This is a genomic window from Pseudarthrobacter sp. S3 (genome assembly GCF_050156905.1).
Taxonomy (GTDB): domain Bacteria; phylum Actinomycetota; class Actinomycetes; order Actinomycetales; family Micrococcaceae; genus Arthrobacter.
In genome coordinates, this window is the sequence record NZ_CP189583.1 from 1,027,457 (window position 1) to 1,041,185 (window position 13,729).

General features: G+C 65.0%; 10 protein-coding genes. All 10 read left to right on the forward strand.

Features of this window, described 5'->3' with window-relative positions; genetic code table 11:
• Positions 1 to 40 precede the first annotated feature (40 nt).
• The 10 genes from speB (at position 41) to ACQCSV_RS05070 (ending at position 13,695) form a co-directional block, all read left to right on the forward strand.
• Positions 41 to 1,105 carry an agmatinase gene (gene speB / locus ACQCSV_RS05025; RefSeq protein ID WP_354154170.1) on the forward strand — a complete coding sequence of 355 codons (1,065 nt, stop codon included), beginning with the start codon at positions 41 to 43 and terminating at the stop codon, positions 1,103 to 1,105.
• Positions 1,106 to 1,110: 5 nt separating this feature from the next.
• Positions 1,111 to 2,817 carry a thiamine pyrophosphate-binding protein gene (locus ACQCSV_RS05030; protein WP_354154169.1) on the forward strand — a complete coding sequence of 569 codons (1,707 nt, stop codon included), beginning with the start codon at positions 1,111 to 1,113 and terminating at the stop codon, positions 2,815 to 2,817.
• 191 nt (positions 2,818 to 3,008) lie between these two features.
• Positions 3,009 to 3,515, forward strand: a complete 507-nt coding sequence (locus ACQCSV_RS05035) for a MarR family transcriptional regulator (protein WP_354154168.1) — start codon at positions 3,009 to 3,011, stop codon at positions 3,513 to 3,515.
• 2 nt (positions 3,516 to 3,517) lie between these two features.
• Positions 3,518 to 5,161 (forward strand): MFS transporter, encoded by a 1,644-nt coding sequence (locus ACQCSV_RS05040; RefSeq protein WP_354154167.1) that lies wholly within the window; start codon positions 3,518 to 3,520, stop codon positions 5,159 to 5,161.
• A 250-nt stretch (positions 5,162 to 5,411) separates the two neighbouring features.
• Positions 5,412 to 7,145, forward strand: coding sequence for an ABC transporter ATP-binding protein (locus ACQCSV_RS05045; protein WP_354154166.1), 1,734 nt, complete (start codon positions 5,412 to 5,414; stop codon positions 7,143 to 7,145).
• The gene (locus ACQCSV_RS05050; protein ID WP_354154165.1) at positions 7,142 to 9,205 is read left to right on the forward strand and encodes an ABC transporter ATP-binding protein; all 2,064 of its coding nucleotides are present in this window, start codon (positions 7,142 to 7,144) and stop codon (positions 9,203 to 9,205) included. Before ACQCSV_RS05045 ends, ACQCSV_RS05050 begins: the two co-directional genes overlap by 4 nt.
• Positions 9,206 to 9,252: 47 nt before the next feature.
• The gene (locus ACQCSV_RS05055; RefSeq protein WP_354154164.1) at positions 9,253 to 9,669 is read left to right on the forward strand and encodes an acyl-CoA thioesterase; all 417 of its coding nucleotides are present in this window, start codon (positions 9,253 to 9,255) and stop codon (positions 9,667 to 9,669) included.
• Between the two features lie 132 nt (positions 9,670 to 9,801).
• Positions 9,802 to 10,053, forward strand: a complete 252-nt coding sequence (locus ACQCSV_RS05060) for a PLDc N-terminal domain-containing protein (RefSeq protein WP_354154163.1) — start codon at positions 9,802 to 9,804, stop codon at positions 10,051 to 10,053.
• A 71-nt stretch (positions 10,054 to 10,124) separates the two neighbouring features.
• Positions 10,125 to 12,368 (forward strand): AAA family ATPase, encoded by a 2,244-nt coding sequence (locus ACQCSV_RS05065; RefSeq protein WP_354154162.1) that lies wholly within the window; start codon positions 10,125 to 10,127, stop codon positions 12,366 to 12,368.
• Between the two features lie 187 nt (positions 12,369 to 12,555).
• On the forward strand, positions 12,556 to 13,695 hold the full coding sequence (locus tag ACQCSV_RS05070; protein WP_354154224.1) for a 5-methylcytosine restriction system specificity protein McrC: 1,140 nt from the start codon (positions 12,556 to 12,558) through the stop codon (positions 13,693 to 13,695).
• The last annotated feature ends 34 nt before the right edge of the window (positions 13,696 to 13,729 follow it).

The following is a 13,729-nucleotide window of genomic DNA, read 5'->3' on the forward strand; positions in this document are numbered from 1 at the left end:
TGTCACCCCCGCCGATCAATCCTCGAAGGAGAGGCTCATTTTGAAAGAGCTGCGCATCGAAGCCAACGGCAACCTTGGCCCCATCGATTCATCCCGTATCCCGCGCTATGCCGGCGCTGCAACGTACGCCCGGCTGCCGCGCCTGGACCAGGTGGCCAAGGCTGACGTGACGGTGGTGGGAGTGCCCTTCGACTCGGGTGTTTCTTATCGTCCCGGCGCCCGGTTTGGCTCCAATCACATCCGCGAGGCCAGCCGCCTGCTGCGCCCGTACAACCCCGCGTGGGACGTCAGTCCGTTCGAAAACATCCAAGTGGCCGACGCCGGCGATATGGCGGTCAACCCGTTCAACATCAACGAGGCCATCGAAACCATCCAGCAGAACGCCCTGGACCTCACCGCGGCCGGCAGCAAACTGGTGACGCTCGGCGGGGACCACACCATCGCCCTGCCGTTACTCCGCGCGGCTGCCGAGCGCGCCGGCGGCCCTATCGCGATGCTCCACTTTGACGCCCACCTGGACACCTGGGACACCTACTTCGGTGCCGAATACACGCATGGCACCCCGTTCCGCCGGGCCGTTGAAGAAGGCATCCTGGACACAGAAGCCATCAGCCATATCGGCACCCGCGGCCCGCTCTACGGCAAAAAGGATCTCGACGACGACCACCGCTTCGGGTTCGGCATCGTCACCTCCGCTGACGTCTACTACCAGGGCGTCCTGGAGACCGTGGCCAAGGTCCGCGACCGGATCGGCAAGCGCCCGCTCTACATCTCCGTGGACATCGACGTCCTGGACCCCGCGCATGCGCCCGGTACCGGAACCCCGGAGGCCGGCGGCATCACCAGCCGCGAACTCCTGGAGATCATCCGCGGCTTCCGCGGCATGAACCTGGTGGGCGCCGACGTCGTCGAGGTTGCTCCCGCCTACGACCACGCCGAAATCACCGGCGTGGCGGCCAGCCATGTGGCCTATGAACTGATCACCCTGATGGCGGACAATGCTGTTGAAGGTGACCGGTTCGGGACCGCCAGCGGCTACGCCGCCCAGGCTTTCGGCCAAGAAGCCCGCCAACCTGCCGGTTTCGCCGCCGGAACCAAGGAGTAGCCACCATGATTGATTTCGATCCGGGCACGGCAGCTGCGCCCGCAGGGGAGAGCAAGGGGAGAAGTCAGCGCAACGGCGGGGACCTCGTCGTCGAAACCCTTGAAGCCCTCGGCGCCAAGACCGTCTTCGGCATCCCGGGCCAGCACGCACTCGGCCTGTTTGACGCCATGGGCCGCGGAAACCTGCACTTCGTGTCCTCCCGCGTGGAGAACAACAGCGCCTTCGCCGCGGACGGGTACTCCCGCGCCACCGGTGAAGTGGGTGTGCTGTTCCTGTCCACGGGACCCGGCGCGCTGACGTCCCTGGCCGGCCTGCAGGAGGCCTACGCCACGGGAGTGCCCATGGTGGTGGTGGCCAGCCAGATCCCGCTCGACGGCCTGGGCGCCCGCCGCAAGGGCATGCTGCACCAGCTCGATGACCAGAAGGCCTCGGCCGCGAACGTCACCAAGAGCCAGCGCCTGATCCAGCACGCGTCGGGCATTCCCTCAGCCATCCAGGATGCCTGGACTGAAGCCATCTCCTCGCCGCAGGGGCCGGTCTGGCTGGAAATCCCGCAGAACGTGCTGCTGGATCCCATCATGGTGCCACCGGTGGAGGATGCACTCGCCGAAGCAGCGGACAATCCGCCCCGCGTGGAGCTGGTCCGGGAAGCGGTGAAATGGCTGTCGACGGCGGAACGTCCCGCCATCATCGCCGGCGGCGGTACGCGGCGGGGCCGGGCCGAAAAATCGCTGCTCTCGATTGCCGAGAAGCTGCGGGCGCCGGTCATCTGCACCCCGGGCGGCAACGGCGCCTTCCCCTGGACCCATGAGCTTTCGCTGCAGTCCTGGATCGAGGACCGCCACATGACGGACCTCCTTGAGGATGCCGACGTCCTGATTGTCATCGGCTCGTCTCTCGGTGAAGTAACGTCCAACTACTTCACGTTCACGCCCCGCGGCCGCATTATCCAGATCGACGCCGAACCGCGGGTCCTCGAATCGAACAGCCCCGGCCTGGGCATCCGTGCCGACGCCGGCCAGGCGCTCGCCGCCCTCGACGACGCCCTGGCAGCGCCGGTGGACGCCGCCCGCAGCTGGCACGGGACCACCCCCGAGGACCTGGTGAAGGAATCCCTCGCCAAGGTCAAGGCAAGGCTCGAATCCCAGGACCTGGGCAAAGAGCTGATGTTCATGTCGGACATCCGCGAGGCCGTCCCCGCGGACATGCAGACCTTCTGGGACATGACCATCTCCGCCTATTGGGGCTGGAGCTGCTGGGATGCGCGGCAGGGTCAGTTCCACTCCGCCCAGGGCGCAGGCGGCCTGGGCTACGGCTTCCCGGCAGCCATCGGCGGCGCCGTCGGGCTAGAAACACTGGGCAAACCGGGCCGTGTTCTTGCCGTGTCCGGTGACGGTTCATCCATGTACTCCATCTCCGAACTCGCCACCGCCAAGCAGCACAATGTCCCGGTCACGTGGCTGATCGTGGACGACGGCGGTTACGGCATCCTGCGTGAATACATGGTGGGCGCGTTCGGCAAGGCCACGGCCACCGAGCTCGCACGCCCCGACTTCGTGAAATTGGCGGAGGCGTTCGGTGTGCCGGCCACGCGAGTGGCCCCCGAGGACGTCGGGGACGCGCTTAAAGCGGGCTTCGCGGCGCACGGACCTAACGTTGTCGTCGTCGAAACCCTGCTCAAGATGTTCGCTCCCACCCACCAGGACGGCTGACCAGCACGCACCAAAGCACCCGCTCCACCACAGCGCGAGAGGACACTTGAGGCCCCATTCCAAAGGGCCCCAAGTGTCCTCTCGCGCTTTTGTTGTGAGGGTATGTGCCACCGCACCCAGCTCTTTAGTTTCCCAAAGCAACCAGTTAAGGATATAGTTGCCTTAGGCAAACAAAAGAGGAGAGCTCAACCATGGCAGTTGCCCCGGATACCGCAGCGGACCTTGTCTACCGCATTTTCGACCTCCAGCGGGTGGTCCGATGTGTGGCCGCGGCGAGCTTCCGCGGACAGGACACCGGGGTTGCGCTGCAAGGCGTCCTCAGGTTCGTGGGGGAGGGGGAGTCCCGCGCCACCCAGCTTGCGGAGCGGCTCGGCGTCAGCGCCCCCGTCCTCAGCCGCCACATCGCGGACCTTGAAGAGCAGGGTTACGTCATCCGTCGGCAGGATCCCGACGACGGCCGTGCCCAGTTGGTTGCCCTTTCGCCGGCCGGCGCGGAAAAGCTCCGGAAGATCGAGGAGCACCGCACGGCCACGCTGCAGGATTACCTCAGCGACTGGAGCCAGGAGGATGCCGAAGATACGGCACGGATTCTGACGAAACTCTCGGAGTCCCTCAAGCATTCAGCCCGGGAACATGCAGTCCCGGCACTTTCAACCATGGCAACAGCCGCCGCAAACCAGACCTTCCAGGAGCACTGATTATGTCGAGCCAACCGGCCGCACCCCCCTTGGCGATGACCCACCGCCAGATCATGGAAGCCCTGACCGGGCTCCTCGCGGCGTTCTTCACCGCCATCCTCAGCAGCACCATCGTGGCCAACGCGTTGCCCACCATCATGTCCGATCTGCACGGCACCCAAACCGACTTCGCCTGGGTGATCACCGCTGCCCTGCTGGCCAACGCCGTCACCACCCCGATTTGGGGCAAGCTGTCGGACCTCTTCAACAAGAAGATTCTGGTCCAGCTGAGCATCGTCATCTTTGTGGCCGGCTCGGTCATGGCCGGACTCTCCGAGACCATCCCGCTGCTGCTCACCGCACGCGTTATCCAGGGTGTGGCCATGGGCGGGCTCACCGCGCTGGCGCAGGCCATCATCGGCACCATGATCCCGCCGCGGGACCGCGGCAAATACTCCGGCTACATGGGTGCCGTGATGGCGGTAGGCACTGCCGGCGGCCCGCTGCTGGGCGGATTCATCGTGGACAGCCCGCTGGGCTGGCGCTGGACCTTCTTCGTCTGCGTGCCGCTCGCCGTCGTCGCGCTCATCCTGCTCCAGATCACCCTGAAAATCGAGCACATCAAACGCCACGTCAAGATCGACTGGCTTGGCTCCATCCTGCTGACCTCCGGTGTCAGCCTGCTCCTGATCTGGGTGTCCTTCGCCGGCAACCCCGCCTACTACGACTGGGTTTCCTGGCAGTCGGCCGCCATGGTGGGCGGCGGCGTGGTGCTGCTGGCCCTGCTGGTGCTGGTGGAGTCCAAGGTTGAGCAGCCCATCATCCCGCTGAAGATCATCTCCGAGCGCACCACCGCTTTGGCCATCATCGCTTCAGTGGCCGTGGGCATCGCGATGTTCGGTTCAACCACCTTCCTGGGCCAGTACTTCCAGGTGGCCCGCGGGGCCACCCCCACCGAAGCCGGGCTGCTGACGCTTCCGATGATCGCCGGCAACCTGACCGGTTCCGTCGTTTCCGGTCTGCTCATCAGCCGCACCGGAAAATGGAAGGGCTATCTGATCGGCGGGTCCATCCTGCTGATCGGCGGCCTCGGCCTCGCAGGGACCATGGACCACACCACCGAACTGTGGCAGGCCGGGATCTTCACGGCCATCCTGGGCCTGGGCCTCGGCATGCTGATGCAGAACCTGGTCCTTGCGGTGCAGAACACCGTCCGGGCGTCAGACATCGGTACGGCCAGCTCGTCCGTGGCATTCTTCCGTTCGGTGGGCGGCGCCATCGGTGTCTCCGTGCTCGGCGCCGTCCTCAGCAACCGGGTCAGCGAACTCGCCACGCAGGGCCTGGCCGCGGCCGGCATTCCTGTGGCGGGCGGCTCTGCCGGCGCCAGCATGGACCTTGTTGATATGCCCGCACCGGTGCGCGAGATCATGCGCGCTGCTTACGGCGACGCCACCGCCGAGGTCTTCCTGATCTCCGCCGGCGTTGCGGTGATAGCCCTGATCTCGGTCCTGCTCATCAAGGAGCGCCCGCTGCGGCGCACGGTTGACATCCAGCCGGCTGCTGAACCAGGGGCGGGGGCAGCGCCGGGGACAGGCGCAGGGGAAAGCGCTAAGGAAAACGCCAACGCTGACAGCACGACGCCGGAACTCGCCTCCGCGAACCGCTGACCTGAGCGCGAACGGCTGATCGCCGCGCGAACGGACACTTGAGGCCCCATGGATCCGGGGCCGCAAGTGTCCGTTCGCGCAGGTGAGTGGTGGAGGAACGTGTGGGGGAGTACGCCGATCGGATGATATTTACCGTAGATGTTTCGCCGGGGCAACGGATTTCGTAGAGTAGGTAGGCTGAGAAATGTCAGCCCCGTCTGCTACTACTTATCCTCATCATTTCGCGCTCTCTCCCTAAGGAATCAAGGGCATGCTCCTCACCCTCATACGGCGCTACTCCAAACCGTATATGCCATACATCGTGGCCGTCGTAGTGTTCCAGCTGGCATCCACCATCGCAGCGCTTTACCTTCCCAGCCTCAACGCCCAGATCATCGACGAAGGCGTTACCCGCGGGGACACGGATTTCATCTGGCGGACCGGGTCCGTGATGCTGCTGGTGGCCATTGTCCAGGTGGGTACCGCCATCGCCGGCGTCTACTACGGCTCCAAAACGGCCATGGCCGTGGGCCGGGACCTGCGCCGCGGGGTGTTCCGCAAGGTCACCAGTTTCTCCGCCAAGGACGTGAACAGGTTCGGTGCCCCCACCCTCATCACGCGCGGCACCAATGACGTCCAGCAGGTCCAGATGCTGGTGCTGATGGGACTGAACTTCATGGTGGCCACCCCCATCATGTGCATCGGCGGAATCATCATGGCGCTGCGCGAGGATATCAGCCTGTCGTGGCTGGTCTGGGTCTCCGTGCCCGTGCTGTTCGTTGTGGTGGGCTACCTGGTGGTCCGGCTGATGCCCCTGTTCCGTTCCATGCAGAAGAAGATCGACCGCATCAACGCTGTCCTGCGCGAGCAGATCATCGGCATCCGGGTGGTCCGCGCCTTTGTCCGCGAACCGTACGAAACTGACCGTTTTGGCGTCGCCAACAAGGACCTGACCGACGTCTCCTTGAAAATCGGGGCCTTGTTTGTCCTGATGTTCCCGGCCATCGGCATGATCCTGCACCTGTCCACGGCAGCTGTGCTGTGGTTCGGCGGCCAGCGCGTGGATTCAGGCGAGATGCAGGTGGGCTCCCTGACCGCGTTCCTGCAGTACCTGTTGCAGATCCTCATGGCCGTCATGATGGGCACGTTCATGGCCATGATGATCCCGCGGGCCTCGGTCTGCGCGGACCGCATCGGTGAGGTGCTCGACGTCGAACCCTCCATCCACGATCCCGAACGTCCCGAGACTCCCGCCACAGTGGCCGGGGTAGTCGAGTACCGTAACGTCACCTTCGCCTACCCAGGTGCCGAGACGCCGGTGCTGAGCAACGTCAGCTTCACCGCCAGGCCAGGCGAGACCGTTGCGATTATCGGTTCCACCGGCGCAGGCAAGACCTCGCTGCTGGCCCTGCTGCCGCGCCTCTACGACATCGCCGAGGGCGAAGTCCTCCTGGACGGCGTCTCCGTCAGCAACCTGGACCGCGCCGAGATCACCAAGCGCGTGGCGCTCGTCCCGCAGCGGCCGTACCTCTTCTCCGGCACCATCGAACACAACCTGCGCTTCGGCAAGACCGAAGCCACGGACCAGGAACTCTGGGACGCGCTGCAGATCGCCCAGGGCGGGGACTTCGTCCGCGAGAAGAAGAACGGCCTGGACGCCCGCATCGCACAGGGCGGCACCAACGTCTCCGGCGGCCAGCGGCAGCGGCTCTGCATCGCCCGCGCGTTGATCACCAAACCCAAGGTCTACCTTTTCGACGATTCGTTCTCAGCACTGGACGTGGCAACCGACGCCAGGCTCCGCGCAGCCCTGAAACAGACCACCGCCGACGCCACAGTGATCATCGTGGCCCAGCGGATCTCCACCATCACCGACGCGGACCAGATCCTGGTCCTGGACAACGGCCGGATCGTGGACCGCGGAACGCATGAGGAACTCCTGGAAACGTCACCCACTTACCAGGAAATTGTTGAATCCCAGCTGAGTGTGGAGGAAATGGCATGAGCGCCGCCAAGAAGGTCTCGACGCGCTCGACCACCGAAACGAACCCGGATTCCGTAACTCCCGAAGACCTCCTGGAGGACGACGGGTTCTTCGAGGAGGAGTACAAACCTTCCGAAGCCGACGGCGATATGTTCGGCGGTATGCCCGCCAAGAAGGCCGAGCACTTCTGGCCCTCGGCGAAGCGCCTGCTGGGGCTCCTGAAGCCTGAGGCTGTGGGCATCTACGCCGTCGTGGCCCTGGTGGTGGTCTCGGTGGTCCTGAACGTCATCGCCCCCAGGATCCTGGGCCAGGCCATGGACGTCATCTTCGGCGGCGTAGTGGGCAAGCAGCTCCCCGCCGGCGCCAGCAAGGACCAGTTCGTGGAAGGCCTGCGCCAGCAGGGGCAGGAAAACTTCGCGGACATGGTGTCCCGGATGGAGCTGGTTCCAGGCACTGGGATCAACTTCCAGAAGCTCTCGGTCCTGATCGCCATCGTGCTGCTGATGTACTTTGTGGCCAACATCTTCCTCTGGCTGCAGGGCTACGTGCTGAACCGCATCGTGATGAAGGTGATCCGCAGGCTCCGGGACGACACCGAAAAGAAGCTGAACCGGCTCCCGCTGAACTACTTCGACACCCGCCAGCGCGGCGACGTCCTCTCCCGGGTAACGAACGACGTCGACAACGTCCAGCAGGCGCTGCAGCAGGCCTTCGCGCAGCTGATCAGCTCGCTGCTGACGGTCATCGGCATCGTTATCATGATGTTCATCGTCTCGTGGCAGCTCGCCCTCATCGCCCTGGTGGCGCTGCCGCTGTCCGGCGTGGCGGCCGGCCTGATCGGTTCGCGCAGCCAGAAGCTCTTTGCCGCCCAATGGAAGAACACGGGCGAGCTGAACGGCCAGATCGAGGAATCCTTCTCCGGTCACGATCTTGTGCGGGTTTTCGGCCGTGACGCTGACATGCTGGAACGCTTCGAAGAGCGGAATGAGGCCCTGTACAAGGCCAGCTTCGGAGCCCAGTTCGTCTCCGGCATGATCTTCCCGGTCATGCAGTTCGTTTCCTACCTCAGCTATGTGGGCATTGCCGTCGTGGGTGGTCTCCGGGTGGCCTCGGGCTCGATGTCCCTGGGCGACGCCACGGCATTCATCCAGTACTCGCGCGAATTCACCCAGCCGCTGGGCCAGATGGCCGGCATGGCCAACATGCTGCAGTCCGGCGTGGCGTCCTCGGAGCGGGTGTTCGAATTCCTCGACGCCGATGAGCAGGACCCCGAGTCCGTCACCGAGCACCTGCCGGCCAAGACCGACGGGCATGTGGCGTTCAACGACGTCACGTTCAGTTACACCGAGGACAAACCCCTGATTGAAAACCTGTCCTTCACGGCGGAACCCGGGCACACCGTGGCAATCGTCGGTCCCACGGGGGCCGGCAAAACCACCCTGGTGAACCTCGTGATGCGCTTCTACGAGCTCAACTCAGGGTCCATCACCCTGGATGGCGTGGATGTCACGCACCTGAGCCGCTCCGAGCTGCGGTCCAAGGTTGGCATGGTACTCCAGGACGCCTGGCTGTTTGGCGGGTCCATTTACGACAACATCCGGTACGGCAACCTGGATGCCACCGAGGAGCAGGTCATGACGGCCGCCAAGGCCACCTTCGTGGACCGCTTTGTGCGCGCCCTGCCGGATGGCTACGACACCATCATCGATGAAGAAGGCAACAACGTCAGCGCCGGTGAAAAGCAGCTGGTCACCATCGCCCGCGCATTTGTGGCCAACCCGTCGCTGCTCATCCTGGACGAGGCAACCAGTTCGGTGGATACACGCACTGAACTGCTGGTCCAGAAGGCCATGGCGGCGCTGCGGACGGACCGCACCAGCTTTGTGATCGCCCACCGGCTGTCCACCATCCGCGACGCCGACACCATCCTGGTGATGGAGAACGGCAAGATCGTGGAGCAGGGTAACCACAAGTCACTCCTGGCGGCGGAAGGTGCCTACTACCGGCTGTACATGTCCCAGTTCGCCGGTTCCGACGTTGAGGACACCGTTGTGGACGATTCGACGGCGGTCCACAGCTGAGCGCCCTGGAAGCCGGAGCCGCCCGGCGCATTGAGGTCCTGGTCCCGATGCGCTGGGGTGACATGGACGCCTACGGGCACATCAACAACGTCCAGATTGTCCGGATGCTCGAGGAGGCGCGGATTATGGCGTTTGGGCCTCCCCGGGGCACCGGTCTGCCGGGCGTTGAGCCGGAAATGTCGCTGTTCAACGACGTTCCGGAGGGAACCCTGGCGCTGGTGGTGGACCACAAGATCCGCTACGTCAGGACGCTCGAATACCGCAACATCCCGGCAGTGGTCCAAGTGTGGATCGGTGCCGTCAAGGGCGCCAGCTTCGACATCCACTACGTGGTGCAGGACCCGGTCACCCGGGAGGACTGCGTCCGGGCCAGCAGCCACCTGGCGTTTGTGGACGAAGCCTCCGGCCGCGTCCTGCGCCTGACACCGGAGCAGAAGGAGCGGCTGGCGCCGTTCACTTTTTGAGCCGTTCACTTTTGAGCCGTTCACTGTTTGAGCCGTTCACGTTTTGACCCGTAAGGCGCCGTTCGTGCGCATCCGTTGCGCAGGCACGGCGGACACCGGAAACTGGGAATATCCACTAAGGAGCGTTTGATCATGGCCAAGAAAACCAAAAAGACCTGGAAAGAGATGTCACCGGCGGCACGGGCAGGATTTGTGGCCATCGGAATCGCGCAGGTGTCACTGATGCTGGCCGCCCAGCGGGACATTTCCAAGCGCCCGGCTGACCAAATTAACGGGCCAAAAGCGGCCTGGCGCGTGGCTGCCCTGATCAATTTCATCGGGCCGATGGGCTACTTCATTCTTGGGCGCAAGCGGTCTGGTGCCGGGGCCGTGTCAGTCAAATAGCGGGCCTGTGAACTGCAGACCGCCAGGGACTTCGGAGCGGGCATCCAGCTTGAGCCTGTAAATTTGAACCCATGACCCCAAACCCCAAGACTGCCATGCACCGCGCCCTCGGTGTCTCAAAGGAGATCGAGGACGCTGCGTGGTTTGTGCTGGGACCGGGCTTGCAGGGCAAGCCGTCAGCTTTGGACGGAAACACGCTGACCTGGACCGCGGAGGCTGCGGCAGAGCTGCTGGAACGCCTGGACCGGGGAACCGCGGACGCCAAGGCGCCCATGATGACAAACCTCCGGCAGAACCTCGAAGACGCGTCCCGGGAGGCCAAGCAGCTGGCCGTCGAGCTGCTCTTCCTGCAGTCGCTGCCCCTGGCGCACGAGGTGAAGTCGCTCAAGGTCAAGCGTGCCCGCGTGGCTGAGGCCGCGTCCTGGCTGGAAACACCGTTGGAAGCACCGCTGGAGCTGCCCGAGGAACTCTACAAGGGCATGACTGACCACGGCGTGATCAGGGACCGCACCGCCGAATTCAACTGGACCATTTGGGACCACCTCAAATGGCTCTGCCGCTTTGTGCAGCACGTGGACCAGCAGATTCCTGCAGCCATCGCCAAGGCGCTGAAGGACCCGCTCAATTTCCACGAGCTCGCCGCGGGCACACCGGGGGACCAGCCGGCTATCCGCCGCAGCATCGAGTACCTGGCGTGGCCGAGCTACTTCGAGCCCGTTGTGGCGGACGTGGAACGGCAGGAAATCCGGGACGCGTTCGCCTCCCTGGTGGGCGGGGCCAAGGGCGACAGTGATGAAGACATCACCGCGGACATCCACCGCATCCGGCTGCATTTGGATGAACAGGCCGGCCAGCGGATCGACTGGTACGCCCGCCAGCTGGTCAGCCAGTGGCGCAAGGTCGGGGACCCCGGGCGCCGCGCGTGGCTGCTGCGTACCCACAGCGACAACGCCGAGCTCCTCACCGCGTGGCAGGAAGAGGAGAAGGTGACGCTCGACGTCGAACATCTCCGCCATCTGGACCCCGGGGTGACCGCCGGGCTGGTGCAGCACGCGGTGGACGAGGATTACAAGCACCTGGGCTACGTGGAGCGGGAGGACACCAAAACAGCGGTGTTCGCCTTCCTCACCGTCATGAAGCCCGGCGACCTGGTTCTGTTCCAGCATGCCGGCACCGTGCGGCTGGGCGTCGTGCTGGGCGAGCCCGAGCACAACGATGACAACCGTCGCCTGCGGCGCAAGGTGCGTTGGCTGGACGACGGCCACGCCACCACCGATCTGCCCCGTCACGTCCAGCGGCAGCTGGCCACCTCGGGGATCGTTGTTGACGTCACCAAAGTGGTGCAGGCGCTCCAGGCGCTTGTGCCGGCCGAGGCGGAACCGGAGGACGACGGCGACGCCGAACCTGCCGCCGTCGTGCCCCCTGTGCAGGAGGGCTTCCGCCCGCTGAGCCGCGACTTCGCGGAGTCGCTGCACATGGACCTGGAGCCGCTGCAGGAGATCGCGGAACTGCTGGAGGAGAACCGCCAGTTGGTCCTGTACGGGCCGCCCGGAACCGGCAAGACGTACCTGGCCAAGCATCTCGCGGCGGAACTGGCCCAGGACAGCACGGACGAACGGGTGAAGCTGGTGCAGTTCCACCCGTCCTACGCGTACGAGGACTTTTTCGAAGGCTACCGGCCGGACAAAACGGACGAGGGCCAGGTGGCCTTCAAACTCGTGGCGGGGCCGCTGCGCCGCCTGGCCGAAGAAGCCGCCAAGCCCGGGAACGAGAAGAAGCCCTATTTCCTGATCATTGACGAGATGAACCGGGCCAACCTGGCCAAGGTGTTCGGCGAGCTTTACTTCCTGCTGGAGTACCGCGATGACCGGATCTACCTGCAGTACAGCCCCAACGAGCCGTTCACGCTGCCGGACAACCTGTACATCATTGGCACCATGAACACCGCGGACCGCTCCATCGCCATGATGGATGCCGCCATCCGCCGCCGGTTTGCGTTCATCGAGCTGCATCCGCAGACGGAGCCGGTGCAGGGGTCGTTGCTACGGTTCCTGCAGGCGCGGAACCTGGACACCACGCCGGCACTGCTGCTGGATGCGCTCAACGCCGCCATCGACGAGTGGGACCGGGACCTGATGATCGGCCCGTCGTACTTTATGAAGACCGCCGCCCAGACGCCCACGGGGCTGCGCCGGATTTGGAAATATGAGCTGATGCCGCTGCTGGAAGAGCATTACCACGGCCAGCTGACGCGCGCGCAGCTGGAGGAACGGTTCGGTCTGGAGCAGCTGCTGGGGCGCCTTGTTACCAGCTAAGCCAACCCATACTCCCGCCCACGGCGGCGCCGCGTCAGGAGGGGCTGTGCAGGGGCGCGCAGCGCAGGGTGGCGCAGCGTTGGGCGGCGCCCAGCAGCGTGGTGGCGGCCCCGCAGTGCGCCACCTGGTCCTCGATGAGCTGTGCAAAGGCACCGTGGAACGCCTCGATGCGGCCAGCGCGGCCTTTATGAACGCCAGTGGACTTGCCAAGGCCTCCCCGATGGGCATGGGTTTGTACCGGATCGAGCCCGCGGGCAAGGTGGGTTCGGTCCGCACGGCCACCCTGCAGCTGGATGTGCGCCCCAAAGACCGGCTGGGTCTGAGCCGGCTGCTTTTCCTCCTCAGCTACGCCGGCAACCAGGGCTTCCGAGCCGACTCCGTGGCCGCAACCGAGGACCGCGAACTCTGGAGCGCCCTGGCCGAATCCTTGGCGCAAATGGCAGAGCGTGCCCTTGGGCGAGGGGTGCTGCAGGGCTATCTGACCGTTGATGAGTCCCTCCGCACGGTCAAGGGCCGCATCCGGATTTCCGACCAGATCTCCCGCCGCCCCGGCATGCTGGTGCCGCTGGAAGTGTCCTACGACGAGTTCACCGAGGACATCGCCGAAAACCGGATCCTGCGCGCCGCGCTGGAACGGATGGGCCAGGTGCCCCGGGTCCGCCCCGAAGTGCTGAGCCGCCTGCGCCAGCTGAAGGGAAAGCTCGACGCCGTCACCCGCCTACCTGCCGGTGCGCCCCTGCCACCATGGACGCCGAGCCGGATGAACGTTCGCTACCAGCCAGTGCTGCGCCTCGCTGAGCTGATCCTGAAGAATGCGTCTGCTGAGGCGGGCGAGGGGAAGCAGCAGACGGCGTCGTTTGTGGTGGACATGGCCCAGGTGTTCGAGGATTTTGTGGGCACGGCGCTCCGCGAGGCCATGGCGGCGTATCCGGGGGAGATGCGGCGGCAGTTCAACGCGCTCCTGAGCGAAGCTGTCCATGATGCCGACCGGCTATCCGTGCGCCCGGACGCAGTGCACCTGCTGGGCGGCCGGCCGGTGGTGGTCTACAACGCAAAGTACAAGGCCGCCACGGACTTGGGCGCCTCCCTGACCGCCGACCACTACCAGATGCTTGCCCACTGCACCGCCCTGGGTGTGCCCACCGCCTGGCTGGTCTATGCGGGGGTGGGCGAGATGAAGCTGCGGAGGATCCTCAACACTGACATCGACATTGTGGAGTTTCCGCTGGATCTGTCGATGCCGCCGTCGGACATTCTGGCAGCGGTGGCGGACCTTGCGCGGCAGTCCTGGGGTGAAGTGGTCCGGACCGCCCGCGCGGTCCGGTGATCGTACCCGCCTCCCGGTGATCGAGCCTGTCAGA

Bases quoted from the DNA above. Each gene is read 5' to 3' on its own strand.
- ACQCSV_RS05030 (WP_354154169.1), top strand. From the start codon at position 1,111: ATGATTGATTTCGATCCGGGCACGGCAGCTGCGCCCGCAGGGGAGAGC.
- ACQCSV_RS05035 (WP_354154168.1), top strand. From the start codon at position 3,009: ATGGCAGTTGCCCCGGATACCGCAGCGGACCTTGTCTACCGCATTTTC.
- ACQCSV_RS05040 (WP_354154167.1), top strand. From the start codon at position 3,518: ATGTCGAGCCAACCGGCCGCACCCCCCTTGGCGATGACCCACCGCCAG.
- ACQCSV_RS05045 (WP_354154166.1), top strand. From the start codon at position 5,412: ATGCTCCTCACCCTCATACGGCGCTACTCCAAACCGTATATGCCATAC.
- ACQCSV_RS05050 (WP_354154165.1), top strand. From the start codon at position 7,142: ATGAGCGCCGCCAAGAAGGTCTCGACGCGCTCGACCACCGAAACGAAC.
- ACQCSV_RS05055 (WP_354154164.1), top strand. From the start codon at position 9,253: ATGCGCTGGGGTGACATGGACGCCTACGGGCACATCAACAACGTCCAG.
- ACQCSV_RS05060 (WP_354154163.1), top strand. From the start codon at position 9,802: ATGGCCAAGAAAACCAAAAAGACCTGGAAAGAGATGTCACCGGCGGCA.
- ACQCSV_RS05065 (WP_354154162.1), top strand. From the start codon at position 10,125: ATGACCCCAAACCCCAAGACTGCCATGCACCGCGCCCTCGGTGTCTCA.
- ACQCSV_RS05070 (WP_354154224.1), top strand. From the start codon at position 12,556: ATGAACGCCAGTGGACTTGCCAAGGCCTCCCCGATGGGCATGGGTTTG.